This window comes from Psychrobacter sp. M9-54-1 (assembly GCF_016613355.1).
In the GTDB taxonomy this organism is placed as follows: Bacteria; Pseudomonadota; Gammaproteobacteria; order Pseudomonadales; family Moraxellaceae; genus Psychrobacter; species Psychrobacter faecalis.
In genome coordinates this window covers 157915-183764 of the sequence record NZ_JADGFW010000006.1, presented here as the reverse complement: position 1 = coordinate 183764, position 25850 = coordinate 157915, and the positions used below count along the sequence as shown (strand labels likewise).

Below are 25850 nucleotides of genomic sequence, written 5' to 3'. Positions count from 1 at the left end.
ATCCGATCTAGTGTAATGCTAGGTCGGATTTTTCATTTGCTCATTTTTTATGAGCGTATTTTAAAAATTATCTTTGGCGGCTTAGTGTTAGAATAAGGCTATTTATTGTGGCGCTTGATTTTGAGCGCTTTAATGCTCGGTCGTAGCATGTAACATAGCAATTCATAGATTTACTTTTAATAAGCATACGTTAATTTACAAAGTAACGGTTCATGCTAAGCATGGGCATCTCAATCTACCGCCCGTTATATGATACAATTTTGTACCAGTACGTCGCATCTCCTTGTATTGTCGGTTTACGCCCGCACATCAATAGCAACCGGATGAATGATTATATTTATGGCAAATGATACCTCTAGACCCTCTAATAATAAACCGTCTAATAATAAGCAATCCATCGACAACCTGAAGACCTCAGGGTTTGAGCGTCGGATGTCTATTGCGAAAACTTCCTTAAATATCGGTCGTCGTTGGGCAGGTAATAGTGTGTCTGGTATGTTTTTGAATAAAGAAGCACGTACGGCGCGCAACCAAATTTTTATGGAAGAACAGGCGCACTATCTAGCAGAAGAGCTAGGTAAATTAAAAGGGTCGGTGGTAAAAATTGGTCAAATGCTAGCAATTTATGGCGAACATATATTACCGCCTGAAATCACACGCGCCCTGCAAACACTCAATGACGATACCGCCACCTTAGCATGGCCAAAAATCGAGGTCACATTACGCCAATTATTGGGCGCGAAGTTAAATGAGCTAAAAGTTGATCCCGTTCCTATTGGTACCGCTTCCCTCGCCCAAGTTCATCGCGCAACGGTATTGGCAACGGGCGAGCAAGTGGTGTTAAAAATCCAATATCCCGGTGTGGCCGATGCCATCAACTCTGACTTGGCTTTATTTAAGCGTTTATTAAAAGTCAGTAATATCGTACCGCAAACACGCGCCCTCGATGCGTGGTTTGAAGAGATACGCGACCTCCTCCATCATGAGGTTGACTACGAAGCGGAAGCAGCGACCACGGAGCGTTTTTATGAGCGCTTACTGGGCGACCCACGTTATATCGTACCTAAAATCAATCGTACTTACTCAACCAAACGCTTGTTATGCATGTCTTATGAGCCAGGCATTACGGTGGTCTCGGAAGCGCTACAGTTATTGTCTCATGAGCGCCGCAACGCAATCGGTCAAGCGGCTATCGAAATAATGATGCAAGAGATTTTTGTATGGGGCGAGATGCAAACTGATCCCAATTTTGGTAATTACCTCGTTCGTGTCGCTGCTGATGAAAACGAAATCGATAAGCTGGTATTGCTAGATTTTGGTGCCATTCGCCAATTCGATGATAACTTACTAACCATTGCGCACGGGCTATTGCGAGCTGGCTATCATCATGACCATCAAGCAATGAAACGCGCCATGACCGGTTATGATTTTTTTGATAGCATGAGTGATAAAGTACGCTCCGATATTGCTTCATTGTTTTTATTAGCGACAGAACCCTTTAGCAACCCTACTTTAAACCCTGATATTCCCAAAAATTGCTTAGATGAACAGCAGCGTTATATCTGGGCGAACAGTAAGTTGCATACTCGCCTCTCAAATAACGCCACGCAAGCGATGCAGTCTTTTGAGTTTAACCTGCCGCCTAAAGAGTTTATGTTTATCAGTAGAAAATTTATCGGTGCCTATACCTTTTTGACGGTGTTAGATGCTCATACCGATTCTAATAAATTGGTGAAGCCTTTTTTGTGATATAGGAAGGTTGATATTTTTTGGACCGCCTTTTTGTGGCGGTCTTTTTATGGTTTATTTTTTTTTGCTTAGGCTATTTTATATAATTATCTTCTTGATAATACATTTTTGTTTCATGCTCTTTGTCCTTAATTTTTTATTCGGTAATTTTGAGTATGATGCGTTTTTTTGCTTAGGCTATTCCTTATGTTTATTACTTGCTTGCCAATTGTCGAATCTGGTTTGATAACCGTCAGGCTTACGCATGTTTAGCTGCCAACAAGTTTCACCGCGCGCTAGATACTTGACTTCAAAGTGTGTACGCTGACTATCACTAGCGACTTTATGACGCATATTCGGTAAGCACCAGACCTCATTGGCTTGCTGCTCTGCATTATCCATATACGCTTCTATATTAGTCGCCAGCACCACTTCTCCATCTACTTGCAAACGAGAAAGCAAAAACTCAAAAAAAGGCATGTTTAACCACTGTTGGTTGGGGTTATGTTGCTCAGGATTGGGATATAAGATAAAGATACGCTCGATACTGTTTGGCGCGACAGCATGAACAGTCCAAGCGATGGCATCCGCATGAATCGCGCTGAGATTGCTTGATTTCTGCTGCCCGACCAATTTAGCAAAAGCATCGAACTTATTACGCGTACGCTCGATGGCTATTAGATGCTTATCAGGATACTGCAGTACAAAGCTAAGCGCATGCTTGCCCTTCCCTGCGCCAATCTCCAATACCAAAGGCAGCTGTCTATTCATCAATACTTCTGGAGTCATAAAATCGCGCGGTGCTGAAAGTTTTTGGGGTTGAAAGGCACGCTGCTGCTTATGCGAAAGCTCAAGATTGTCAGTCATCTACTATCCTTAAGGGATTTGTCATTTGTCATTATCCGGTCGCATGCTATTATATAGTCAATCCAGCCTAATAGTAATACAACGTCCATGCTTATCGAGCGACAATTATTAATGCCGCAGGGCGATTGCTTATAAAGCCAAAAAACTCACATTATTCATACTTGCTATTGATTAGAAGCGCTGTCTTAAATGACAGCATTTATTGATAGCCCATAGGATATACCTACTTTTATTATGACTGAATCTACTTCTAGCAACAGCGACCACAATACCAACCCCTTACCCAAAACCTATCCTTGTCCAGAATGCGGCAACCAAACTGCGTGGCAGGACAATAAATATAAGCCATTTTGTAGTCATCACTGCAAGCTTATTGACTTAGGCGCATGGGCAAGTGAAGAATATACCTTACCTGCCGAATCGACGCCGTTTTCTGATGAACTCTAATTATCTATTCACTCCCATTAAACTTTTTACCCTCTAACTCTTTATTATGCCAAGGATGTTTTACATGTCTGCTACTTACCTGATGCCCACTTATCTTCGTCAACCTATCAGTTTTACCCGCGGCTCAGGAAGCTGGCTTTATACCAAAGATGAGACGCCCTACTTAGATGCCTTGACGGGTATCGCAGTATGCGGCTTGGGGCATTGTCATCCAGAAGTAACTGAGGCTATTCAGCAGCAAACAGCAACCTTAGTGCATACCAGTAATTTATTTGGCATTGATTGGCAAGAGCGAGCTGGCGAAGCTCTATGTAATGCCGCGCAAATGGACAGCGTATTTTTTGCTAATAGTGGTGCTGAAGCCAATGAAGCGGCATTAAAACTGGCACGACTCTATGCGCATCAGCAAGGTTTTAAACGCCCAAAAGTTATCGTTATGGAACAGTCTTTTCATGGTCGTACCTTGCTATCGTTATCAGCAACTGCCAACCCTAAAGCCCGTGAAGGTTTTTATACCTTGGATGAAGACTTTATTCGTGTGCCCTTTGGTGATATCGCCGCGATTGAACAAGCCGCTCATGACCATGATGATATCTGTGCGGTATTTGTCGAGCCTATCCAAGGCGAAGGTGGTTTAAATACCGCAGCCAATGGCTTTACGTATCTTGAGCAACTACAAGCTATATGCGATAGTCATGATTGGTTATTTATGCTCGATGAAGTACAAACCGGTAACGGTCGTACGGGCAAGTACTTTGCGTATCAGCATAGCAATGCGCGCCCTGATGTCTTAACCACGGCCAAAGGCTTAGGTAATGGTTTCCCTGTAGGTGCTTGCATGGTACGCGGGCGTGCCAATGGCTTGTTTGGCGCCGGTAGTCACGGCTCAACCTATGGTGGCACGCCGCTAGCCAGTCGCGTAGTACATAGCGTTTATGAAGTGCTTGCTGATGACAGTATCATGGACAATGCCGTCACCGAAGGACAGTTCATCCGTGAAGGCGTGATTAATGCGCTTGGACGATATGGCGTTAGCACTCGCGGCGCAGGGATGATGATTGGTATCGCGCTACCAGAAGAGATGGATTGTAACAAATTGGTTGACCGTGCCCGTGATGAGCAAAAATTAATCATTAATGTCACAGGCGGGCATGTGATTCGTCTATTGCCGCCGCTTAATATGAGCCGTGATGAAAGCTCACAAGTGGTTGAGCGTTTGGTTAATTTATTGAAACCTTCGTTTTAAACGGTTGAATTAATCAAAGTTTAAAACTAGAAAAAGCCTATAGATACATTATCTATAGGCTTTTTGCCTTTTAACACTTTAAAAGCATTTTAATCAGATATTACTAAATACTTAACTTAATTGGCGTGAAAGTACTTTTTTAATACTTCTAAGCAACGGGTGATTTTTGCTGGTTGCTGATCACGGTTTAAGGTGACAGCATATAGCACAAAACTTGGCAGCTGATAACCGGTCAACACTTCGACCAAATTGCCATTTTCAAGCTCTCTTTTGACGTCCATCTCCATGATACGAATGATGCCGTGACCTTCCTTTGCTAAAGTCATCGCCATAAAGACGTTGTTGGTGTGGATACGCGAATTCATTTTGATGCGTGTTTTCTTGCCTGTTTCGGTCTGAGTAAGCTCGACATGACTTGCGTCTTTCATAATATCGATGCAAATCAGCTGATGGTCTGCCAAATCTTTTGGCGTTTCAATCTTTTTATGCTGACGTAAATACTGCGGTGAGGCGACCAACAGTTGACGCACATCAGATAATGGGTAATTGCTCAAGGTTGAGTCGTTGATATTAGGGCTCATACGTACCGCAATATCGATACGCTCATCAATCATATCGATATAATGATTGTCGGCAAAATAAGTAATGCTAAGGTCATCGTGCGCCGACATCCAAGTCGATAGAGCGGGCAAAATATGGTGAACGCCCAGCTCAGGCGTCGTTGCAATACGCAAACTACCAGCGAGCTCATCGCGTAATTGATTGACTTTAATACGCCCTTGTTCAGCAGCGCTAACCACGTCTTTTGCCGCTTCATAAAAGCTTGCGCCCGCTTCTGTTAAGCTAAGCTTACGAGTTGAGCGATGTAGGAGTACTACGCCAAGCTCGTTTTCTAGAGCGCGTATCTGCTGGCTGACCGCACTGGTTGTGATACCCAATTCGCGAGCTGAACCACTAAAAGAGCCGTGTCCGACCACACTGGCAAACACAGCCATACCACGTAAATTATCTAACATATTCCCACCTAAGCTGCTTTTTAGTTTTTAATATAACTTAACCATTATAGCGGATTATAATAAATCTTACAGTTTTTTACTATAACTCTGTTAGTCATCTAAAGCTATTTAGTCATTAATAAAACGAAAAATATCAAGGCGATAAATTAATGTCGCCTTGATATTTGGAGAATTATAATAAAATATATAAAGGTTTACTGATTAAAGATTGCCAATCATAAAATTGAACATTGTTTAATATAACTGAACGCTTTAATATAACTGAACCTTACCCATTTTTCCTTCACCGCGCTCCGTCAAATACTGCATAACGGGCGTATTAAGCAATCTAGACTCTGCCACTGTACGCGCTTCAATAAGGCGTTTTTGTTGACGACGTTCAGGCGTCTTATCATCGGCTTGCATAATACTGCCATTTATCTGCAAGCTAATGTCTGCTTGCGTAAACTGTTCTTGTAATTTTGCCGCCAGCTGCTGAAAAGTAGCTTGCAGATGCTTACTATCCACCGCCGTAACAAAGACCGCTTTAGCGTTACAGTGCCCGGTCATCATTCCTTGACGTGCCAGTGCCAATTCATCGGGCGCCAAACTCCCAGCTTCACGGGCGCATTGTAGCCAGTAGTCCCATTTTTCTGGCGTCCACTCGCCCGTTAATTCTTGCGGCGCACAGCGTAATAAAGTACGCGGATCATCCACTTGCGCAGTTAATTGAGAATCATTTGCGCTAGGCTCAATAACAGGTTCAGGCTCAATAACAGGTTCAGGCTCAATAACAGGTTCAGGCTCAATAACAGGCTCAGGCTCAACAACAGGCTCAGGCTCAACAACAGGCTCAGGCTCAACAACAGGCTCAGGCTCAACAACAGGCTCAGGCTCAACAACAGGCTCAGAGATAACATTGCTGCTTAATAAATCCAATCCTTCATCATTACCGTAGCTATTATATTGGTCAAATTCAGCATCATCATAACTTGTATTGTATGGCTCGACCTCATTTTGACTTGAGGTCTGATAATCAGTATCATAGCCTGGTAGGGGCAGTATTGAGTCCGCTGCTGGCTCTAAGTGTGGTTCTAGCTGCGATTCTGATAGCGCTTCTACTACTGCTAAGGTCTGCTCTAATGAAGGCGCTATATTTTCAGCTGTATTTAAAAGCGCAGTGGTGTTTGCTGCATCAGCAGTACTGGCACTTATTGATACTGTATTGAGTTCAGCCTTAGCATTATCGGCAGTGTTAGTTTCTATCGAGCCTCTAGAAACAGATGATACAGAGCTAGATGCTCTAGGGACAGAAGATATAGTAGTATCCGGTACGTTTACTAAAATCTCATCGACGGGTAAAGGTCGAAACGCCAATAGACGTAAAATACACATCTCAAGCGCCTGCATCGGTGTACTAGCCAGCTTTACGCCTTCACGCGCCTGCACGACGATTTCGTAATATAGCTGTAAAACGTCAGGACTCATGTGCTGCGCAAGCTGATTAATCTGCTGCGCTTGTGCTTCGTTTACGTTAAGCGCAACCTCAGGCAGCAGTTGCGTCAATGCCAATTGATGTAACAGCTCAGCCAAGCCATCAAACATGCTAGTGGCATCGACCATTTGTGCACGCATCTGCTCGATATGTGTGGCGACTGCTGATTTATCATGATTATAAATATCTGTAATTAAGCGCACCAAATCAGCGGCATCAATTAAGCCAAGCATGGCATTAACTGTTACATCATCGAGCGCGCCTTGTCCAAATGCAATCGCTTGATCGGTCAATGACAACGCATCACGCACCGAGCCTTTGGCAGCACTGGCCAATTGCCAAAGTGCAGGCTGGGTATAATCCACCTGCTCTTGATTTAAGATATTGGCTAGATGCTCACTAAGCAGGCTTTGCGATAAAGGACGCAACACAAACTGCAAACAGCGCGAGATAATCGTGATGGGCAGCTTTTGTGGGTCGGTGGTGGCTAGTAAGAATTTTACATGCTCAGGTGGCTCTTCCAAGGTTTTGAGCAGCGCATTAAAGCTGTGTGTCGACAGCATATGCACCTCATCAATCAGGTATACCTTGTAGCGACCTTGGCTTGGCGCATATGGCACATTATCAAGTAGCTCGCGGGTGTCTTCAACTTTGGTGCGCGAGGCGGCATCAATCTCGATTAAATCAATAAAACGTCCTTGATCAATCGCCACGCAATTATCACAGACGCCACATGGAGTACTGGTAATACCCGTCTCGCAGTTTAAACATTTAGACAAAATACGGGCGATGGTCGTTTTACCAACGCCGCGTGTACCCGTAAATAAATAAGCATGATGCAGGCGATTATAATCAATCGCGTTAATCAGTGCTTGCGAGACGTGCGATTGCCCAATCAACTCGTGAAAGTTTTTTGGACGGTATTTGCGCGCTAAAACTTGATATTGCTGCGTCATAATGAATGCCAACGTGAGTAATAATGTAAATAAAGCTTCAAATCAGCGATTTAGCTTAAAACTAACGACCAAAGTAGGTATTGAAACCAAACGTCGAAACTGGGTTCTAGCACAAGTTAGGATTGCGCCCGTAACTCAGCCAGCTGTTCATACAAACGTTGGGTATTAGCATCGATAAGCGAGCCTTGCTGATGAAATGCGTCAAGATGCACCTCGGTATTTACGCTGTCGTCACAGGGTCTGACATCGACACCGATTAAAAACAGATCTTGCATGACTGGCTGCTGCATTTGTGCATTGAGCTCAAATAATAAATCTTGATGACCGGCACGCACTTTGTCCGCACTTAACGAGCTGCTGTCATCTTGCGCATAAAAAACCAGCAGATAATGACGCCCAAAGACATTATAAGAGTGCTCATGACGCACGTAGCCACTCCAGCGTGAATCTTGGTCAATCGTTCTATGCGCCAATATTTTCTCTACCAAACAAGCATAGGTATACATGGACTCATCGACCAAAATATCAACCTGCTCTTTTGGCAATGGCGTACCGGCGGCATAACACTCTTTGACTAAGCTATTAAACAGCTTGTACCACATGCGCGTGTTTTTTTGAATCTCTGCCATCAACGCTTGAGCAAACTCTGCCTGCTCAGGCTCTGCCGCTTTTAGCAATCTTGGTTCAATCTCTGCTATCAAATTATGGCTGACCAGTTGTTTTTGAACCTCAATCGCCCTTCGGTGAAAATCTGGCGACTGTAAAAACTGGGCAAGCAAGGTTGATTCGTCTTGAAAGGCTTCAAATCCGGCAAGCTTACGGCGGTGAAAGTCTAGAAATGCCGTCAAATCACTGGGCGTTACCAATTGCTTGAGTATCTCAGTGAAATTCTGATAGCTAAAGACTTGCAAGACGCTTTCTTCATCATCCAAATCTAACACACAGTCTTCTGCAAAAAACTGACTACCATATTCATAGCCAACCGCATATGAAGCGGTTTCTACAGGTTTACTCTGTTGGCTATTACGATAACTATTCTGATAGCGGTTTTGATAAAGGTTTTGAGCATTATTCTTTTCAGCATTTATCTCAGCAATCTCTTGATGCTGAACCGAAAGTGCGGTCAAACCAATAAAATAAATCGCCTTGTCTACTGTTTGCCTTTGGCCAGATGCCAACTTATTTTTAGACTGGTTTTTAGAAACATTTTGATAGGCAAGCGCCTGATCATTCTTAAGATACAACTGAGCGTGTTGCTTAATCAGCTGATTGACAACGTCTTTTCTCCACGTACGCACCTGAGTGCTATCGATATCATGTCTATCAGCCTGTATCGTCACATCATTGACGATAAGGTAGACCACAGCATTAGAAAACTCAAAGACAAAATCATACCCCTGAAGATATTCAGAGGCAGTGATTTTGTCTGGAGTTAAATCGTACAAAGATAAAAAGTTTTGCTGAATCATCTGCTGCCAAATCGACGCTGGTACTTGCTGAGTGTCCATAACATCCCTATCCATAAGGTCTCATAAAAACTTGAGACCATTCCATTAAAAGTACAAAAAACCTTCTTATGTTCAGTTTAGTCCCAGCATCGATTTATGGCAAGTAAAGCAGTCTAGCTTTCGAACTTGCGGCGCATATGTGGGAATAAAATTACATCGCGAATACTGGCCGAGTCAGTAAATAGCATCACTAAACGATCGATACCGATACCCTCACCTGCAGTCGGCGGTAAACCATAAGACAAGGCTTCGATATATTCTTCATCAAAATGCATCGCTTCATCATCGCCAGCGTCTTTTTCAGCGACTTGGCCATGGAAACGCTCAGCTTGATCGGCAGGGTCATTGAGCTCACTAAAGCCATTTGCCAGTTCACGACCACCGATAAATAGCTCAAAGCGATCGGTAATGTCAGGATTGTCATCGCTACGGCGTGCCAGCGGTGAAGTTTCAGCTGGGTATTCGGTGATAAAAGTCGGCTGACGTAACTGATGCTCAGCGGTTTCTTCAAAGATAATGGTCTGCAATTTACCCACGCCAAAGACGTCTTTGACTTGTTGTTTAAGCGTCGTTGAGGCGTATTCTGCAAGATAATCACGGTCGTTGATACGCGATATATCGAAGTTTTCGGCATATTTAGCGATGGCATCAGACATCGACAAGCGGATAAATGGGGCTTTTAGGCTAATCGCTTCCCCTTGATAAGTCAGCTCCGTGGTGCCCAAAATATCCATCGCCAGCTCATTGAACAAGCGCTCGGTCAAATCCATCAAGTCATGATAATCGGCATATGCCTGATAAAACTCAATCATGGTGAATTCAGGATTATGACGGGTTGAGACGCCTTCATTACGGAAACTGCGGTTAATCTCAAATACTTTTTCAAAACCACCAACCACTAGGCGTTTTAGATACAGCTCAGGCGCGATACGCAGATATAACGGCATATCTAAGGCGTTATGATGGGTCACAAACGGACGCGCAACCGCGCCGCCTGGAATAGGATGCATCATCGGCGTTTCAACTTCCATAAAACGCTCGTTTAGCATAAATTTGCGAATACCGCTGATAACCTGACTGCGAATCACAAAAGTATCGCGCGTGGTCTCATTGGTCATCAAATCAAGGTGACGATTGCGATAGCGTGCTTCGACATCGGCCAAGCCATGGAACTTATTTGGTATCGGACGTAGGGCTTTGGTCAATAAGCTCAACGCTTCGATATGGACATATAAGTCGCCTTTGCCAGAACGACCGATATAACCAGATACCCCAATGATATCGCCCAAATCTAGCGATTTAATCGTCGCAAGCGTCTCTGGGTCTAGCTGTTTGCGTGCCACATATAACTGAATACGACCGGTCATATCTTGAATCACGATAAACGCGCCGCGGTTTAGCATCACGCGACCAGCAACATTTACTTGAGTTTTTTCACCATTGGCAATTTTATCTTCGATTTCTTGCTTTGAGATACCATCAAAAGCCGTTTGTAAATCCTGAGCATAGTCCGTGCGCTTAAAGGTATTCGGATAAGGCTGCTTACCTGACGCCTTGATGTCATCAAGCTTGGTTTGCAGTTGAGCAATCAGCTCGTTCGCGTCTTCTGGGGCTTGCTCTTGATTCGGATTTTGATTGTTGTGCTTTGACATAATACTCTCAAATTATTAGATAATTAAAGGAATAAACGAAGTAGAATTAAAATAAAACGTTCAAATAAAACTTATTTTTAATATGGAAAAATAGCAAAATCTTTCTGGGTTTAGGCTTATATCTGAGTGAACTTAGACAGTTTATGCTTTTAATCACCGCCGCCGATACTGGCCATCAAGTCTGCTTGGTGCTCACGCAGCAGCGCATCAAGGATTTCATCTAAGTCGCCTTCCATAATCGAATCAAGTTTGTATAACGTCAAATTGATTCGATGGTCGGTCATACGGCCTTGCGGGAAATTATAGGTACGGATACGCTCTGAGCGATCACCACTACCGACCAAGTCGCGACGTATTGAGTCCGCCACATCGACTTGTGCTTGTACTTTTGCTTGCTGAATTTTGGACACCAGCATTTTCATCGCATGGGCACGGTTTTTATGCTGACTGCGTTCTTGTTGACACTCTACCACGGTACCCGTTGGAATGTGGGTCAAACGTACCGCCGAGTCGGTGGTGTTAACGTGCTGACCACCGGCGCCGCTTGAGCGAAAGGTATCCATTTTAATATCGGCAGGATTGATATCGACGCTATCATCAATCTCAACCTCTGGCATAACGGCAACCGTACACGCTGAGGTATGGACACGACCTTGGCTCTCGGTTTCAGGTACACGCTGGACGCGGTGCGCGCCCGACTCAAACTTTAAACGACCATACACGCTATTGCCCGACACACGAGTAATGATTTCTTTATAACCGCCATGTTCGCCCTCATTGGCTGATAAAATCTCTACCGTCCAGCCTTGGTTTTGCGCGTATTTTTGATACATACGGAACAAATCACCCGAGAAAATCGCTGCTTCATCACCGCCTGTCCCCGCTCGAATTTCCAAAAACGCTGGCACTTTATCATTGGGGTCTTTTGGCAACATCATGACGTTAAGCGCTTCTTCCATCTCAGCAATGGTCTTACTCGCACTGTCAATCTCATCCTGCATCATCTCTTTCATTTCAGGGTCTGATGATTCCGCAAGCATCGCCTCTGCATCCGCTTGATCCGTCTCTGCCCGCACATAGTTCTGCCATAACGTCGTGATCTCCATCAAGTCGCTATGCTCAACGGACAATTCACGGAATTTATTATTATCGCTGATGACACTTGGGTCGGATAATAAAGCGGTGACCTCTTCATAACGGTCTACCATCTGGTCTAAACGCAGGCGTAAGGATTCTTTCATAAAAGGACTTTTTTAAAATGAGTAAAATAAGAGAGTGATTATAGCAAATTTTTGCGCTTAATTTAAAACCTCTCAGCAATCTTGCCATTATATTCGCAAACTGCTCAATTTATACGCGATTACACCCATATACCAACCTTCAATTCTGCTTGCTATAGCTATAAAAAGGCATCACGAAACAAAAAAACAAACGGCGAGCATAAAAAAAATAGCTAAGAATACTCTTAGCTATTTTTATGGTTAAAACAGAGCTTTGATGAACTATTAAATTAAACCTTACGAACCAGTACCGAGCCAATCGAGTAACCGGCGCCAAATGAGCAAATCACACCCAAATCACCAGATTGTAGCGCGTCTTTATAACGATGGAACACAATCATAGGACTTGCGGAGCTGGTATTGGCAAACTCATCAATGACACTTGGTACAATCGCTTTATCCGCTTCTTTACCGATAACGGTACGCAAGATTAAATCCAGCATATTGGCATTGGCTTGATGTAGCCACATCATTTTGACATCGCTGGCTTGCAGATTGTTTTCATGCAAATGCTCAGTAATAATCTCAGAAACCTTTGGACAGACTTCACGGAATACTTTACGACCGTTTTGTAAAAACAGTTTGTCAGTGACCGGCTCTTTGATATCGGGGTACATCTCAGTCTGTGCCGCCAAGAACTCAGAGCGATCCATAAAGCCGTATTCGTTTTTGATATTGGTCGAAAACTGAGTGAATAACTTGGCGTTTAGAATCTCGTAGCCTTTTGGCGTATCAAGCTCTTCTACGATGCAAGCTGTTGCAACGTCACCAAAAATAAAGTGGCTATCACGGTTGCGCCAGTTTAGATGCGCTGAAGTAATCTCAACGTTCACAACCGCAACGCGTTTGGCAAGACCCGAAACGATAGAACCATGTGCTTGCGATAAACCAAAAGTCGCCGCACTACAAGCAACGTTCATATCATAAGCAAAGCCACCAACCATACCAATCTCATTTTGAATCTCGATAGAGACCGCAGGATAAGTACGCTGGAAGTTTGAGCAAGCAAGAATAATACCGTCTAAATCATTGGCCTCAAGACCTGCATCAGCGAGCGCATCTTTCAATGCAGCAGCGCCCATTTCTGCCATGATAGACAGCTCTTCGCCCAAATTACGATAGGCAATGACAGGTGCCATAATTTCAGGGTCTAAGATACCGTCCTTTTCCATCACATAACGTGATTTGATGCCCGATACTTTTTCGATAAAAGCCGCTGATGAGTGCTCTAGCGCCGTAACTGTACCAGCTTCAATCGCGTCAGCATGTTTGGCATTGTAATTATCAACATACTGGTTAAATGACTCTACTAACTCTTCATTACTAATGCTATAAGGGGGGATATATAGGCCAGTGCCCGTGATACAAGTCGTCATGATACGCTTCCTTGTCTACTACGATGGTGCTTGCAATAAGCATAAAAGTGGAGAAAAACAACAGTCGTCTAATTTTCGGTGAATAACTGTAAACTTAAAATAAGTGCCTTTATTATGCCTGAATAATATAATTTTTCTAATACTTTGTTACAAATAATCCATTTCTTAATGAGAATAAGTAAAGATTGGCTTCATTTGTCGACAGCTGCGCTATAATTGCCGTGAATTATCATCATTTGGTTGCAACTTGTTTGTTAACTCTCGCTTTACTTTTTACTTTTGGAATAGCAATGGCGGAACTCTTAAACTGGTTATTTGGGCAGTATGCTGACTACTCGACCCTATTTATTGCCTTAGAATTGATTGCGGTCGTATTTGGGGTCAGTAGCGTCTTACTTGCCAGCAAAACCAATATTTTGGTTTTTCCTATTGGATTGGTCAGCACCGCTATTTTTGTCTATCTACTTTGGAAATGGCAACTGTTCGGCGATATGTTTATCAACGCCTACTACAGTATCATGAGTATTTATGGTTGGATAAATTGGACGCAAAATAAGCACAATACAGACATCAAAAAGCATCATGACCATATAAATCCAACCAGCCAGCAGCAAGATGCACACACCTATAATGCGGACGCTCACTCTGCCATTGACGTTGAACATTTAAACAAAAAAGATCTCCCTATTCTCACTGTACTGGCGGCAGCGACCGTCGCCTTTGTCGCTTTGGTCTATTATTTTAGACCTGTTATCAATAATAACTTTAGCTTCGATGGCGCGGTATTGGGCTTGCACTTATTTACGTGGGTCGATTACACCGACATGCTGACCACCGCGTTGTTTTTAATGGCAATGTGGCTGATGGCGCGGCGTAAAATCGAACACTGGCTACTTTGGATTATTGCTGATGCGATTTCCGTGCCGCTGTATTTTTATAAAGGTCTAACTTTTACCGCGCTACAGTATGTAGTCTTCACTCTCATCGCAATCTGGGCATACTATGAATGGCAACGACGCTACCGCGTACAATCTCACGCAGCATACGCCTAAATCGGTCTTTAATGTCGCAATATTAGGGGCAGAAAGCACCGGCAAGACCACGTTATGCCGCGATTTGGCTGCGCATTTTGGCAGTCCGTGGGTACCAGAATATATGCGCACTTACCTGCAAGCAAAATGGGATAACGAGCAACTGACTTGCACGTGGGATGATTTACTACCTATCGCGCAAGGTCAAATTGACTTAGAAAATAAACTTGCCAAACAAGCCGCGCAATTGCCTGATAATAACCGTTATTTATTCTGTGATACCAGTTTATTTGAGCTGATGGTGTATGCCAACTGGTATTACGGCGACTGCCCTAAAGCGCTTAGCCAAGCGGCATTGACACACCATTACGATTTGATACTCTTGACCGAAGTGGATATCCCGTGGGTCGCCGATGATTTGCGTGATAGCCGGCATCAGCGTGAAGATATCAGTGCTTATTTTGCCAGTCAATTAACCTTGCATAATAAAGATTTTCAACACATCGGTGGCGATAGAGGGCAACGGGTGCAACAAGTGGCTAAATGGCTTAAGAAGCTAGAAAAATAACCCCAAATCTTAGGCAAAAACCTATCGCGCCTGTAGGAATTATTTTTGAAAGCTGCCCTATTTACGATGATCGCTTTAATAGCCTTTGCCGCCAATTCTTTGCTTTGTAGAATGGCATTGGCAGACGGCGCAATTGATGCCTGGAATTTTACCGTTATCCGCTTGCTTAGCGCTGCCGCGTGCCTTGGTCTTATCATGCTGCTGCAAGCGTATTTTTTAAGAAGAAACCGTTTAAGAAGAAATGGTCCAAAACAGACTGGCAGTATTGATAAGCCTGTCTTAAAAGATAAAGGCGACTGGTTTAGTAGTCTTTGCTTAGTTATATATGCACTATGTTTTTCAGTGGCTTATCAAGCGCTTGATACCGGGACGGGCGCGCTTATTTTATTTGCCGCCGTGCAGCTTACAATGATTGGTTGGGGCATTTATCATAAAGAACCATTAACTCGCGTGCAGTGGACAGCGCTTTTGATCGCATTGATAGGTTTTGTATACTTGATGCTGCCATCAGCTAGCACGCCTTCCTTTTCTGTGGCGTTTATAATGGCAATAAGCGGTAGCGCTTGGGGTATCTATAGCATACGTGGTAAAAACTGCGTCACACCGCTCAGAACGACTGGCTTTAATTTTATAAGAAGCCTAGTGGCTGTGCCAATATTGGCATTATTAGGTATGAGTTATTTAAACGATATCAGCATGACAGGTATCATATTGTCAGTCGCATCGGGTGCTATCGCTTCTGGCATCGGTTACAGTGTCTGGTATATGGCGATGCCGCTCTTAAAAACCACCCAATCAGCAGTAGTTCAACTTTGTGTACCGGTACTTGCCGCCCTATTCGGTATGATATTTTTGTCAGAGAAATTAACTTTAGATTTTATTGTCGCAAGTGTAGTGATATTAGGCGCAGTGTTGGTCTTCATTTTAAACAAAGGACAAGCAAGACCTTACTGACTAGACCGTGCAGTGATAAAAGTGCTAGCTGATGTTACTTGCCCAAATACGAACCACAACACGAAATTACATTTTTTATTGTATGATACGGCCTTAGCGTAACCAATAAAATTCACATTAATTTTTGAGGACTATTATGAAAAAATTATTCGCTGTTGCCCCTTTTGCCGTACTACTCGCTGCTTGTGCGACCAGCGCGCCGACCACCACAACGCCACCAGCCAATACTCAACCAGTAACTCAATCATTTACTTGTGAAGACGACGGTCAAATCACTGCTGCGTATACTGCAAACGGTGAAGCCGCCAACCTAAACGTTACTTTACCAAAAGTTGGCTTAGACAACGCTAAAGTTAGCATGAAACAAGCCGTTTCAGGTTCTGGCGCTCGCTATGTCAACGATGTGAACCCACAGACCACTTACGATTGGCACACTAAAGCAGATTACGGCATCATGACCATCAAAACAGACAAAGGTCAAGAATACCAAGTTAATTGCCAACTATAATAATCATAAGTAATGACTGGTAGTTAATAAACAGTGACTTAAGTAACATCTGTATTTCTACTTAAACCTATTTAAAGAAAAGAGCCAGCAGTCAAACTACTGGCTCTTTTTTGTGCCTTAATTTTTTATTTAAACTTATCTTTAATAAACCAACTTAGGCATTTAGAAGCAATTAAAAGAATGACTTATCGAAAGTTTCTTTTAAGCTTTTAGGTTCGCGCCGTTTGACATTGTTTAGCTTATGACGAGTTTCTGAAGCTATTTGATAGGCCTTTAGTCGCGACTGCTGCAAATTGCCAATCGGACGATTTTCCTCTAGGCAGCGAAACGGTGTAAAGGATAAGTTTTCCATAATCTCAAAATGACCGTCATCCGGCACATCTTGACAAGGAATTGTCAGTCTCGCTACCGTCACAAATGGCGCGTCCTTCTCTTTCCATTCGGTGGTGATCTCTTCAATCGGCTGCTTTTTAAGACTGCGACACAGCTGAATCTGCACGTCAAACTGATAATCATGCTCGCGTATTTCATCGATAATCAGCGGGCAAATTGCTTCCTCGCGTGCATTTACATCGAGCTCACGACGGGTGATTTTTTTAGCCGCAGCTTTAGTTGGCGTGACTCTTATCTTTGCCATATAATCGCCATGACGCACTACGCCTTGCGAATGAAAATCATAAAGCAAGGTGTTTTTTGGCTCAATGGTTATAAATCCGCCCAGTGCTTTAAAGGTTTTAAAAGACTCTTTGGTCGGTAATCTTGAGCCGTAATTGGTCAACCAATTAAAAGCCAATTGCGCTTTGCCTCTTGCGCCTTTTTCAGCGTATTCTGGCAGCTCTAAAAATAGCTTAGAGATATAGGCATAATCTTCGATTCGATTACAGAAAAACACCGGATGATTGATTAAATTAAAATCAAAGTTAGGACTATCTTCTTCGCCGGGAGCGAGTTTTTCACCCGCTACGTCAAAGACCTTAATCGCCAAACCTTGCGCTAAGCCAAGCTTACGATCAGGCGAAACGCGCGAGGCACCGTTAGAAAAACGAATGACGGCATCATGAATACCTGCTTTGGCATACAAACCTTGCGCGTATTCAGCAGGCAAATTATCTACTATCTCAAACTTGGCTTTAAGGGCGCAGTAGCCTTTGGCATGAGCATCGCGCGTATGGTAATCGACGTTACTGGCTTTATCACTTCGAGCGATATAGTTTTTGATATCATCGGTAATGGTGCGAATATTACGCTCGTCTTCTGCGCTCAGCGCAATATATTTTGCGTCATAAGGTACATATTTAGGTTTGAATAATTTCTTTAGCATTTTTTTAATCCTTTTTTATCAGTAGTTATTCTTGTAAATGAAACGGTATTTTTAAGCTTTTAAGACAATTCACTCATCCATTTTAGCGCCGATAAGCTTGGGATAAATAAATACTCACCGCCGTACAAGGTATTGAAAGTTTCGATACCGTGATAGCGCTGACGAATTGGGACAGCAGGTACGGTAAAGGTATCAGCAGCGGCGTCTTTATCGCCATGATGGACACCAAGCATCGGATCTTTTTCTTCTCCTAAGCTCATAAAATTACCATCATTAATCCATTGCGATTGTAAAAATTCAACAGTCTCCATAGCATGAGCATTGATACCAATAAAAAATAGCCCGCGCTCTTTGCCATCGTCCTCAGTCACATCGGGCGGCAACACCTCGCCAAAACCGACGCTGCGCCTAACGATACGGTGAATACGTACGTCTGATAAAATAAAGTCTTTGCTGTCTCTTGGATTCATACGCCGTACATGGGCACCAAATGGACATTTTTTGCCATAAGGATCGTCTTTATAGCCAAAGTTATTGTTGCGGTTGGGGTCATCGCCCAGTGCTTTATCATCGTGCTCAGGAGATAAGACCACAGGCGCCCCTGAGCGCCAACGCCCCCACATTTTTGCGCCCAGCAACTCAGCTTCTTCGTCACTCTGCGTATTTTCTTTTAGAAATTTATTAAAGGCGGCGACATGACTGTTATAGGCACGCAATACCATAAATGAGCCGTTTTTGCCCAAGACTTCTGGCTGCGGCATTGGTGCTATCGTGCCCGCCTCGCCCTTATAACCTAATACGAACTCGCCTGCTGCTATCGCCTCACCGTCAAGACTTGGCGGCGTTTGTATACCACTGCCTTGAATCTCTGGATTACTGATACCATCGCGATAGCCGAAGACGTTTTTGACATTATTGTCTGAACCAAAAGCATGCTCCATAAGAATTTCAATATCGCCATTGGCGGGATTATCTTCATCGATATATGACTGAATATTGTCTTGCAGCTCCTTTAGCTTTATTTGCCATTTATCTTTACTATCAGCAATAATGGCCGCACCGACATGGATATCGCCTTTATCACCAAAAGGGGCAGCCCAGTTTTCGGGGGCATTGATATCGAAATCCTGCAGCTTTTCTGCGCGCTTCGCCATTCCTGCTTTAAAGGATTCTGGAAAGCTATCCAATGACGACCGCGGCACGCCGAGCGCCTCTAAACCATCATAAGTCATGACAATAGATAGCGTCGCTTGCATGTCTTTATGCCACGCCTTACTGCCAGTCACGTCAGGTAAAACGGTTTTCAAAAGTTGGCGCCCAGCTTCTGCATTATTGATTTTCAGCGCAACGATTGTTCCATAATAAGGCGTTGGTCGATCGCGTAAAATAATGGATTGAATGTCTTCTAGCTGCATGGTAACGGTATTTGGATTAAAGACGCCGCGTGCTTTATTCGCTAAAGTCTCGATACCATCGCCGACTTCTTTTTTAATATCTGCTAACCAAGATTCAATATTGTTGTCTACGATACGATTGCCAAAGTCATCCTTTAATTCATGCAGTTTGCTGGTTAAAGGATGATTATCTTTTGAAGTACTATCATTTTTATTATTATTTCCAGTGTTTTTACTCATTGTTAACCCTATTTTTATCATTGTCTGAGTTTACTTTGCCCTTACCTTTTATATCACCCAGCCCATTTAAAAATGGTGATATAAAAGGATGGCATAAATTAGTGATATCTTATTGTTTTATCACAAACTTTAAGACTGTGCTTCATCCAGCGCTTTATTAATGCCTTTAACAATGCGGTCTTGGCGGCGAATATCTTGAATAGTCAGATGCGGAACTCCTACATACCAACCAGCGGCAGTGATTTGATGATCTAAAATGAACTGTTTGACACTCGGGTCTTTAATGCCAGGCCAACCTTCAACGCTCCCAAATAAAATATCCATCAGTTCAGGAATTTTAGTGGCAAAGTCGTCGATATAAGGGTCCCAATCGCCATCATAAGCCGTACAAAACAACACTCTGGTATCATTGTCTAAAAACACAAAACGCAAGTCGTGCAACGTACCAACCCGCGTTGCCCCTGCCAAATTACCGCCAGCAATCTCTAAGACTTTTTTTAGCCGTTCTGCCCCACCTTCTTTTAACGGTGCAATCACCGTTAGCTCTGAAACTTTTCCGGATTTAAGCCCTTTCTCACCGGCAGTGGTCGTCGAATGGTCATAACCATCATCGCCGCCCTCTTTTAAATTAGCTATCAAAAGCTCAGCGCGCAACCTAAAGTCATCAATAGATTCGGTGATTTTGGCTTTTAAATCTTCAGAATTATCGATAATGCGCTTTTTGTTATTCTTAGCATCAGCGTCTTTAGCATTATTGTTCTTAGTGTCATTATTCATAATATTTGCCCTTATTATTATGTTGTTATAATTTGAAAAGCACTTTGTAAAAAAGATACTTTATAAAAATAAGCTGTCATTTCGCTATCAACTTATTAGTTTTTACCATAACAGACATAAAGAAAAACTCGAAGCGCAGCAAGTTATTCACACAAAATAGAACAGAGAGCAAACGTCACTACTATTTAATTTCGAACAAAGTTTTAGTATTGATATTATTTTTATTTTGCTCAAAGAGCGCTTTATTCGTTTATAGAGTTAAACAAATGACCTTTATCTTGTTTGGATAAAAAAATTGCTTGGATACGTTATATATCCAAGCAATTGAAAGTCACGGTATTCTTATACTTGTTTATAGTTATTAGTGTATCTACTCACTCAGCTATCAAAGCCATTGTTTAATAAAATGATATCTAAACCACAGTCACGTGCAAACGCGCATCCACATTACCGCGAGTAGCATTGGAGTACGGGCATACTTGGTGAGCCGCCTCAACAAGGGTTTGCGCTTGTACTTCATCGATACCAGACACCTCAACGTACAAATCGATATCTAAGTTATAGCTGCCATCGGCCTTCATACCAATACCAACTTGGGTCGAGGTCTTTGACGCAGTGATCGGCAGTTTCATGTGCTGCGCCGTCATATTTAAGGCGCTATCAAAACAAGCGGCGTAACCCATGGCAAAAAGCTGTTCTGGATTGACACCTTTTTTATCTTGCTCTTGAAAAGAAACCAAATCAAAACCTAACGAACCATCATCAAGACCGGTGTGACCAGAACGACCGCCGGTTGCTGTGGCGCGAGTTTTATAAAATATTTTCATTATCTATTCCTTATGTTTTATTTACACAAAATTTGATTCAATCAATCATGAGGCTGCATCAGTCTCAATAAGGCTAGTATAAGACTCAGCGCGACAATCTGTTAGAACATAGCTCCAAACCTCTTGCCCAATCCTACAAAACTCTATAGTATCGAGCAATTGTATAAAATAAGAAAAGCTAATGAATCAATCAACCATCGAGCAACTCCTATCGTTATTACCTAGAAACAAAACCATTGAATCCGCCGTTTCAGGTTTGTTTTTTTACTGTGCTGATAAACCCAGTAAAGCCGTCAGCTATATTCAAGAACCTAGTATCTGCATCGTTTTACAAGGTGCGCGCGAGATTTACTTAGGTGCCGACTGTCAAAGGTTTGACAAAAGTAATCTCATGTTTTGCCCCGTTAATATCCCTTTAAGCATGCACATAAGGCATGCGACGGTAGAGCGTCCGGTTATCGTGCTGTCTATGAAATTAAACCTTGTTATGATTAGTGAGGTTTTAGCAAAAATACCGCCGAAACTACCTAATACTGCAGGTCATTTAGGAATAAAGTGGCAATTGGACAGTACCATCATGGCGGCATTTGAGCGCCTGATACACTTGCTTGATTATCCAAATGATATTGGTTTTCTTGCTCCATTAATTCAGCAGGAGATTTACTATCGCCTGCTTATAGCAGAGCAAGGCAATAAATTGCGCCAACTGGTAGTCAATGGCAGCCATACGCACCGTATTAGCAAAGCTACCGATTGGATAAAGACGCATTTAAATGAGGCAATAGTTATCGAAGAATTGGCCAGTCGCTGCGGGATGAGTGTCTCAGGGTTTCATCATCATTTTAAGGAAATTACTCAGTTAAGCCCGCTTCAATACCAAAAAAGCCTGCGTTTGATGGAAGCAAGACGACTGATCCAAGCAAATGACACTCAAATCGCCCAAATCGCTATGCAAGTCGGTTATGAAAGCCCGAGCCAATTTAGCCGAGAATATAAACGCTTATTTGGCATCAGCCCGAGTGCTGAATTACATGTCTAGAATTAAGCAGTCAAAATCAAAGAATATAAGTATTATCAAAACTGACAATCACGTTCATAAATTAGCGCCTAAATTCATGCTCATCTGTTTTTTTAGCAATAAACTGTACCACCGCACTCAAACCTTGATGGCGCTTACCTTCAGAAATCATGCGCTGCTTTTCGATACCCGTTATTTCTTCTAACTGTGCCAGCTCAGCACGCAAAACTGCTAACGAACCAAAGCGCTCTTCTTGTGTTGCAGGAGGTCCTCCGACAGCGTCCATGCTTAGCTGCTGCTCGGTATAAGCCTCTAAGATAAACATGCCCTCTGGCTTGAGCGCTGGTGCAATCTGCGCATGAACGTGCTGGCGTATGGCTGGCGGCAGATGCGCCCAGATAGCAACGATACTGTCCCACTGTGCTTGACCAAACTCATAGTCAGCTAAATCAGCAACTTGAGTGATGATATCAACGCCTCTATCTTGCGCCAGCTTTAAAGCTTTATTTAATCCTACGTTAGACATATCCATGGCGGTCACTTGGTACCCTTGTTCTGCTAAAAAAACTGCATTCCTGCCTTCGCCTTCAGCCAGACACAAAACTCTGCCACCTAGCGGTATTTTTTGAAAATTTTCTTTTAAAAAATCATTGGGTTCTGTACCAAAAACATACTCTGCTCTGTTGTAGCGCTCGTTCCACATGGTTTTTTCCTTTTTATTGCATTGGTTTTTAATCATTGCTTAGGCTATTTATTTTCTATTGATAAAATCTTAGGGTGTAATCTCGTAGCTAGTGTGCTGTTAGTTAAATAAAGATGGTGATAAAAAACAGTTGACTTAACTTGTATATTCGTAATATAACATATAATAGTATATTCAATTATTAGAATGTATTGGGTATTGATGTGTTATGCATGGATGGTCACATCACCGTCAGATTTAGGGAGGAAGTCACATGATTCGTTTTAGCTACACTCTCAAATGCTGGGCATTAGGTATCAGCTACTATGTAGGCTTTTACTTTATCGTCCTCTCAAGCAATCCTGACTTCGCCAAATATCTCTATATTCTGGCTGTCAGCACCCTACTTTTCCCGATTGCCAAACGCGCTGTCGATGTCATCACCGATTTTATCGCGCCGCACAGCATTATCTTTAATGGTCTATTATCATCATTACTCATTAACATTGTAATTTGGGTTTTAACGCCGTTTATCGTCGCCATGACCCTTATCGCCTTGCTGTTTTATGCGATGGGCGTGGTGACAGAAAATATAAGAGCAAAACCCTAAAGCAAATTTTGGCGCTTATTAAGTGCTTTAAACTAACTATAGTAGAATTACTCTAAAATCGATACAGTGCGACTGGGATGAATTTTTCGTAGCCTCTGTGATAACAGCAAGCAAGGAAAATTTATACCAGTCGCAAAAATCTATAACGTGTCGCTTTTATTTTACACTCACTATATTAAAGTAGAGATAAAATCATATTATCTTTGCTTTGAAGGTGGATTTAATGAGTTTACGCCCTTCTTCAGATAAAAACGTTTAGCGCTTACTATTTATAATATAAAGTTTTTTATTTTATTATGCGTGATGTAATAAATATTCATTGTTAATCCCTACCTAAAAGGCTTATGCTACAAGGTCAACCATATAGACTTACCAATGCAAGGCTATTACTGTCATGTTAACAAATGACGGTATCTTTGCGTCTTAATCAGGGCTTTTTATTGAAAGGATTTATTGCATGACAACTGCTACTCGCCAAGAACATGACCTACTCGGCTATCGTGACGTGCCCGCTGATGCTTACTATGGTATCCAAACCTTACGTGCTTTTGAAAACTTCACGGTCAGTGGAGTGCGCTTAAACCAGTTTTCGACCTTTATTCGTGCCTTTGCCACCGTTAAAAAAGCGGCAGCGATTGCCAATAATAAAGTAGGCGTGCTAAATGACACCGTTAAAGACGCTATCGCAGCAGCGTGCGATGATTTAATTGCTGATAAATATCATGATCAGTTTATCGTTGATATGTTCCAAGGCGGTGCAGGTACGTCGACCAATATGAACGCCAACGAAGTGATTGCTAACCGTGCTTTAGAAATCCTAGGCTACGAGAAAGGCGACTATCAGCACGTGCATCCAAATAACGATGTCAACTTGTCACAATCAACCAACGACGCCTACCCTACAGCGATGAATGTGGCGTTAGATGAATACTGTGTCCATCTATTAAGTAAAATGGATATCTTGTATAACAGCCTTAAGAAAAAAAGCGCGGAGCTTGCCGATCAATTAAAAATGGGTCGCACGCATTTGCAAGACGCTGTGCCTATGACCGCGGGTCAAGAGTTCAACGCCTTTGCAACCATGATCAAAAAAGAGATGGATCGTATCGAATCTACTCGTGCGCTATTTCATGAAATCAATATGGGCGGCACAGCAATTGGTACGGGCTTGAATGCACCAGCGGGCTATTCTGAAGAAGTTGCCAAAACCTTGTCTGATTTGACTGGCAGACCTTATTATATTGCTGAAGATTTGATTGAAGCGACACAAGACACCAGTGCTTATGTGGCTTTGTCTGGCAATTTGCGTCTTTTTGCTGCTAGACTTTCTAAGATTGCCCATGATTTACGTTTGCAGTCTTCGGGTCCGCGTGCTGGTTTGGCGCAATATCGCTTGCCTGAAATGCAGCCTGGTAGCTCCATCATGCCGGGTAAAGTAAATCCTGTGATCCCAGAAGTGGTGAACCAAGCTTGCTTCCATGTCATGGGTATTGATCATACCATTGCTATGGCCTCAGAAAACGGTCAGCTACAGCTCAATGTCTTTGAGCCCGTCATTGCCTTTAACTTGTTTACCGGTATGAGCATGCTGGCCAATATTTGTGAGATGTTTGCCACGCGCTGTATCGATGGTCTGATGATGAACAACGAGGCGTGTAGTGTCGAGGTATTCAATAATATCGGTCTGGTCACCGCGCTAAATCCGCACCTTGGTTATGACGCCTCTTCTTTTGTTGCGAGAAGAGCTCAAGAAACTGGCGGCAGTGTTTACGACATCGTATTAGAAGAAAAACTGATGGACAAAGAAACTCTAGATGATATTTTGTCTCCTGCCAATATGGTGTATCCAAAGGTTAGAGTATTGCTATAGTTTATCTATAGTTAAATAAAAAGGCTGGATTAGCGATTGCTAATCCAGCCTTTTTTTATTGATGATAAAGATTGTTTAGAGCAAGAAGGTGCATTCATTCACCCGTGCTATCAAAACTAGGCGCAGATTTCACTGACCGTTATTTGCTTTTGATATTTACCTAAAGGACCATATTTACCGATAGCGCTGATGTTACCAACGACGCAAGTCTCGAAATATTTATAATAGCCTTGTTGATTGATACTTTTTGAATCTTTCATTAATAGCTGCTGTGGATCTGATACGTAGTAAGTGACGCCATTAGAAACCAGTTCATGAACCTCAAAGCTTCTTTTAAACTTACCGCGTAACTGTACTTCTTTTGCCACATCATCGAGTGCGACTGCCTTTATGTCACTATTGCTACTGGCTTGTGTTTCACCACAGCCTGTAATCATAAATATAGTTGATGCAAATCCTAATATTATCAGTCTAAATTTAATCATTATTTTTTATCCTGC

23 protein-coding genes are annotated in these 25850 nt (G+C 42.7%); 10 read left to right on the top strand and 13 right to left on the bottom strand.

What is annotated here, in order from left to right; all coding sequences use genetic code 11:
- Window positions 1-339 precede the first annotated feature (339 nt).
- Window positions 340-1749, top strand: coding sequence for an ABC1 kinase family protein (locus IQ457_RS04220; RefSeq protein WP_200662202.1), 1410 nt, complete (start codon window positions 340-342; stop codon window positions 1747-1749).
- A gap of 177 nt (window positions 1750-1926) precedes the next feature.
- Here the strand turns inward: IQ457_RS04220 and IQ457_RS04215 are convergent, their stop codons facing one another.
- Window positions 1927-2595 (bottom strand): DUF938 domain-containing protein, encoded by a 669-nt coding sequence (locus tag IQ457_RS04215; RefSeq protein ID WP_200662201.1) that lies wholly within the window; start codon window positions 2593-2595, stop codon window positions 1927-1929.
- Between the two features lie 234 nt (window positions 2596-2829).
- On the opposite strand from IQ457_RS04215, the gene IQ457_RS04210 reads away from it, so the two are divergent.
- Both IQ457_RS04210 and IQ457_RS04205 read left to right on the top strand, forming a co-directional pair.
- Window positions 2830-3042, top strand: a complete 213-nt coding sequence (locus tag IQ457_RS04210) for a DNA gyrase inhibitor YacG (protein ID WP_068405332.1) — start codon at window positions 2830-2832, stop codon at window positions 3040-3042.
- A gap of 64 nt (window positions 3043-3106) precedes the next feature.
- Complete coding sequence (locus IQ457_RS04205; protein WP_200662200.1) at window positions 3107-4288, top strand: aspartate aminotransferase family protein; 1182 nt, start codon at window positions 3107-3109, stop codon at window positions 4286-4288.
- Window positions 4289-4404: 116 nt separating this feature from the next.
- Here IQ457_RS04205 and IQ457_RS04200 read toward each other — a convergent pair whose 3' ends face one another.
- The 6 genes from IQ457_RS04200 to IQ457_RS04175 form a co-directional block, all read right to left on the bottom strand.
- Window positions 4405-5304: a LysR family transcriptional regulator gene (locus IQ457_RS04200; protein WP_144296197.1), complete on the bottom strand. Its 900-nt coding sequence runs from the start codon at window positions 5302-5304 to the stop codon at window positions 4405-4407.
- 252 nt (window positions 5305-5556) lie between these two features.
- On the bottom strand, window positions 5557-7734 hold the full coding sequence (gene dnaX, locus IQ457_RS04195) for a DNA polymerase III subunit gamma/tau (protein WP_200662199.1): 2178 nt from the start codon (window positions 7732-7734) through the stop codon (window positions 5557-5559).
- Between the two features lie 116 nt (window positions 7735-7850).
- Window positions 7851-9242 (bottom strand): hypothetical protein, encoded by a 1392-nt coding sequence (locus tag IQ457_RS04190; protein WP_200662198.1) that lies wholly within the window; start codon window positions 9240-9242, stop codon window positions 7851-7853.
- 113 nt (window positions 9243-9355) lie between these two features.
- The gene (gene lysS / locus IQ457_RS04185) at window positions 9356-10894 is read right to left on the bottom strand and encodes a lysine--tRNA ligase (RefSeq protein ID WP_200662197.1); all 1539 of its coding nucleotides are present in this window, start codon (window positions 10892-10894) and stop codon (window positions 9356-9358) included.
- A 149-nt stretch (window positions 10895-11043) separates the two neighbouring features.
- Window positions 11044-12135 (bottom strand): peptide chain release factor 1, encoded by a 1092-nt coding sequence (prfA, locus tag IQ457_RS04180; RefSeq protein WP_102077065.1) that lies wholly within the window; start codon window positions 12133-12135, stop codon window positions 11044-11046.
- Window positions 12136-12404: 269 nt separating this feature from the next.
- On the bottom strand, window positions 12405-13550 hold the full coding sequence (locus IQ457_RS04175) for a beta-ketoacyl-ACP synthase III (protein ID WP_200662196.1): 1146 nt from the start codon (window positions 13548-13550) through the stop codon (window positions 12405-12407).
- Window positions 13551-13840: 290 nt separating this feature from the next.
- Between IQ457_RS04175 and pnuC the strand changes: the two genes are divergently transcribed.
- The 4 genes from pnuC to IQ457_RS04155 all read left to right on the top strand — a co-directional run bounded on the left by pnuC (window position 13841) and on the right by IQ457_RS04155 (window position 16611).
- Window positions 13841-14602, top strand: coding sequence for a nicotinamide riboside transporter PnuC (gene pnuC / locus IQ457_RS04170; protein ID WP_200662195.1), 762 nt, complete (start codon window positions 13841-13843; stop codon window positions 14600-14602).
- Window positions 14553-15149, top strand: coding sequence for an AAA family ATPase (locus IQ457_RS04165; RefSeq protein WP_200662194.1), 597 nt, complete (start codon window positions 14553-14555; stop codon window positions 15147-15149). Before pnuC ends, IQ457_RS04165 begins: the two co-directional genes overlap by 50 nt.
- Before the next feature lie 45 nt (window positions 15150-15194).
- Complete coding sequence (locus tag IQ457_RS04160) at window positions 15195-16103, top strand: DMT family transporter (RefSeq protein ID WP_200662193.1); 909 nt, start codon at window positions 15195-15197, stop codon at window positions 16101-16103.
- A 136-nt stretch (window positions 16104-16239) separates the two neighbouring features.
- Window positions 16240-16611, top strand: a complete 372-nt coding sequence (locus IQ457_RS04155) for an MliC family protein (protein WP_068405303.1) — start codon at window positions 16240-16242, stop codon at window positions 16609-16611.
- A gap of 172 nt (window positions 16612-16783) precedes the next feature.
- Here IQ457_RS04155 and IQ457_RS04150 read toward each other — a convergent pair whose 3' ends face one another.
- The 4 genes from IQ457_RS04150 to IQ457_RS04135 form a co-directional block, all read right to left on the bottom strand.
- A complete protein-coding gene (locus IQ457_RS04150) occupies window positions 16784-17932 on the bottom strand; it encodes a catalase family protein (protein ID WP_200662192.1) in 1149 nt (382 codons plus the stop codon).
- 59 nt (window positions 17933-17991) lie between these two features.
- On the bottom strand, window positions 17992-19566 hold the full coding sequence (locus IQ457_RS04145) for a Dyp-type peroxidase (RefSeq protein WP_200662191.1): 1575 nt from the start codon (window positions 19564-19566) through the stop codon (window positions 17992-17994).
- 129 nt (window positions 19567-19695) lie between these two features.
- Window positions 19696-20343, bottom strand: a complete 648-nt coding sequence (locus tag IQ457_RS04140) for a hypothetical protein (RefSeq protein ID WP_226928921.1) — start codon at window positions 20341-20343, stop codon at window positions 19696-19698.
- A 413-nt stretch (window positions 20344-20756) separates the two neighbouring features.
- The gene (locus IQ457_RS04135; protein ID WP_068405296.1) at window positions 20757-21170 is read right to left on the bottom strand and encodes an organic hydroperoxide resistance protein; all 414 of its coding nucleotides are present in this window, start codon (window positions 21168-21170) and stop codon (window positions 20757-20759) included.
- A 181-nt stretch (window positions 21171-21351) separates the two neighbouring features.
- On the opposite strand from IQ457_RS04135, the gene IQ457_RS04130 reads away from it, so the two are divergent.
- Window positions 21352-22209, top strand: coding sequence for an AraC family transcriptional regulator (locus tag IQ457_RS04130; protein ID WP_200662190.1), 858 nt, complete (start codon window positions 21352-21354; stop codon window positions 22207-22209).
- 61 nt (window positions 22210-22270) lie between these two features.
- Here IQ457_RS04130 and IQ457_RS04125 read toward each other — a convergent pair whose 3' ends face one another.
- Window positions 22271-22891 carry a class I SAM-dependent methyltransferase gene (locus tag IQ457_RS04125; RefSeq protein WP_200662189.1) on the bottom strand — a complete coding sequence of 207 codons (621 nt, stop codon included), beginning with the start codon at window positions 22889-22891 and terminating at the stop codon, window positions 22271-22273.
- Window positions 22892-23144: 253 nt separating this feature from the next.
- Between IQ457_RS04125 and IQ457_RS04120 the strand changes: the two genes are divergently transcribed.
- Together IQ457_RS04120 and IQ457_RS04115 are read left to right on the top strand one after the other, a co-directional pair.
- Window positions 23145-23480: a hypothetical protein gene (locus tag IQ457_RS04120; protein WP_068405285.1), complete on the top strand. Its 336-nt coding sequence runs from the start codon at window positions 23145-23147 to the stop codon at window positions 23478-23480.
- A gap of 457 nt (window positions 23481-23937) precedes the next feature.
- Window positions 23938-25350 (top strand): aspartate ammonia-lyase, encoded by a 1413-nt coding sequence (locus tag IQ457_RS04115; protein ID WP_068405282.1) that lies wholly within the window; start codon window positions 23938-23940, stop codon window positions 25348-25350.
- A 116-nt stretch (window positions 25351-25466) separates the two neighbouring features.
- Here IQ457_RS04115 and IQ457_RS04110 read toward each other — a convergent pair whose 3' ends face one another.
- Window positions 25467-25835: a hypothetical protein gene (locus IQ457_RS04110; RefSeq protein WP_156508500.1), complete on the bottom strand. Its 369-nt coding sequence runs from the start codon at window positions 25833-25835 to the stop codon at window positions 25467-25469.
- Window positions 25836-25850: the final 15 nt, after the last annotated feature.

Bases quoted from the DNA above. Each gene is read 5' to 3' on its own strand.
- IQ457_RS04220 (WP_200662202.1), top strand. From the start codon at position 340: ATGGCAAATGATACCTCTAGACCCTCTAATAATAAACCGTCTAATAAT.
- IQ457_RS04215 (WP_200662201.1), bottom strand. From the start codon at position 2,595: ATGACTGACAATCTTGAGCTTTCGCATAAGCAGCAGCGTGCCTTTCAA.
- IQ457_RS04210 (WP_068405332.1), top strand. From the start codon at position 2,830: ATGACTGAATCTACTTCTAGCAACAGCGACCACAATACCAACCCCTTA.
- IQ457_RS04205 (WP_200662200.1), top strand. From the start codon at position 3,107: ATGTCTGCTACTTACCTGATGCCCACTTATCTTCGTCAACCTATCAGT.
- IQ457_RS04200 (WP_144296197.1), bottom strand. From the start codon at position 5,304: ATGTTAGATAATTTACGTGGTATGGCTGTGTTTGCCAGTGTGGTCGGA.
- dnaX (WP_200662199.1), bottom strand. From the start codon at position 7,734: ATGACGCAGCAATATCAAGTTTTAGCGCGCAAATACCGTCCAAAAAAC.
- IQ457_RS04190 (WP_200662198.1), bottom strand. From the start codon at position 9,242: ATGGACACTCAGCAAGTACCAGCGTCGATTTGGCAGCAGATGATTCAG.
- lysS (WP_200662197.1), bottom strand. From the start codon at position 10,894: ATGTCAAAGCACAACAATCAAAATCCGAATCAAGAGCAAGCCCCAGAA.
- prfA (WP_102077065.1), bottom strand. From the start codon at position 12,135: ATGAAAGAATCCTTACGCCTGCGTTTAGACCAGATGGTAGACCGTTAT.
- IQ457_RS04175 (WP_200662196.1), bottom strand. From the start codon at position 13,550: ATGACGACTTGTATCACGGGCACTGGCCTATATATCCCCCCTTATAGC.
- pnuC (WP_200662195.1), top strand. From the start codon at position 13,841: ATGGCGGAACTCTTAAACTGGTTATTTGGGCAGTATGCTGACTACTCG.
- IQ457_RS04165 (WP_200662194.1), top strand. From the start codon at position 14,553: ATGAATGGCAACGACGCTACCGCGTACAATCTCACGCAGCATACGCCT.
- IQ457_RS04155 (WP_068405303.1), top strand. From the start codon at position 16,240: ATGAAAAAATTATTCGCTGTTGCCCCTTTTGCCGTACTACTCGCTGCT.
- IQ457_RS04150 (WP_200662192.1), bottom strand. From the start codon at position 17,932: ATGCTAAAGAAATTATTCAAACCTAAATATGTACCTTATGACGCAAAA.
- IQ457_RS04145 (WP_200662191.1), bottom strand. From the start codon at position 19,566: ATGAGTAAAAACACTGGAAATAATAATAAAAATGATAGTACTTCAAAA.
- IQ457_RS04140 (WP_226928921.1), bottom strand. From the start codon at position 20,343: ATGAATAATGACACTAAGAACAATAATGCTAAAGACGCTGATGCTAAG.
- IQ457_RS04135 (WP_068405296.1), bottom strand. From the start codon at position 21,170: ATGAAAATATTTTATAAAACTCGCGCCACAGCAACCGGCGGTCGTTCT.
- IQ457_RS04130 (WP_200662190.1), top strand. From the start codon at position 21,352: ATGAATCAATCAACCATCGAGCAACTCCTATCGTTATTACCTAGAAAC.
- IQ457_RS04125 (WP_200662189.1), bottom strand. From the start codon at position 22,891: ATGTGGAACGAGCGCTACAACAGAGCAGAGTATGTTTTTGGTACAGAA.
- IQ457_RS04120 (WP_068405285.1), top strand. From the start codon at position 23,145: ATGATTCGTTTTAGCTACACTCTCAAATGCTGGGCATTAGGTATCAGC.
- IQ457_RS04115 (WP_068405282.1), top strand. From the start codon at position 23,938: ATGACAACTGCTACTCGCCAAGAACATGACCTACTCGGCTATCGTGAC.
- IQ457_RS04110 (WP_156508500.1), bottom strand. From the start codon at position 25,835: ATGATTAAATTTAGACTGATAATATTAGGATTTGCATCAACTATATTT.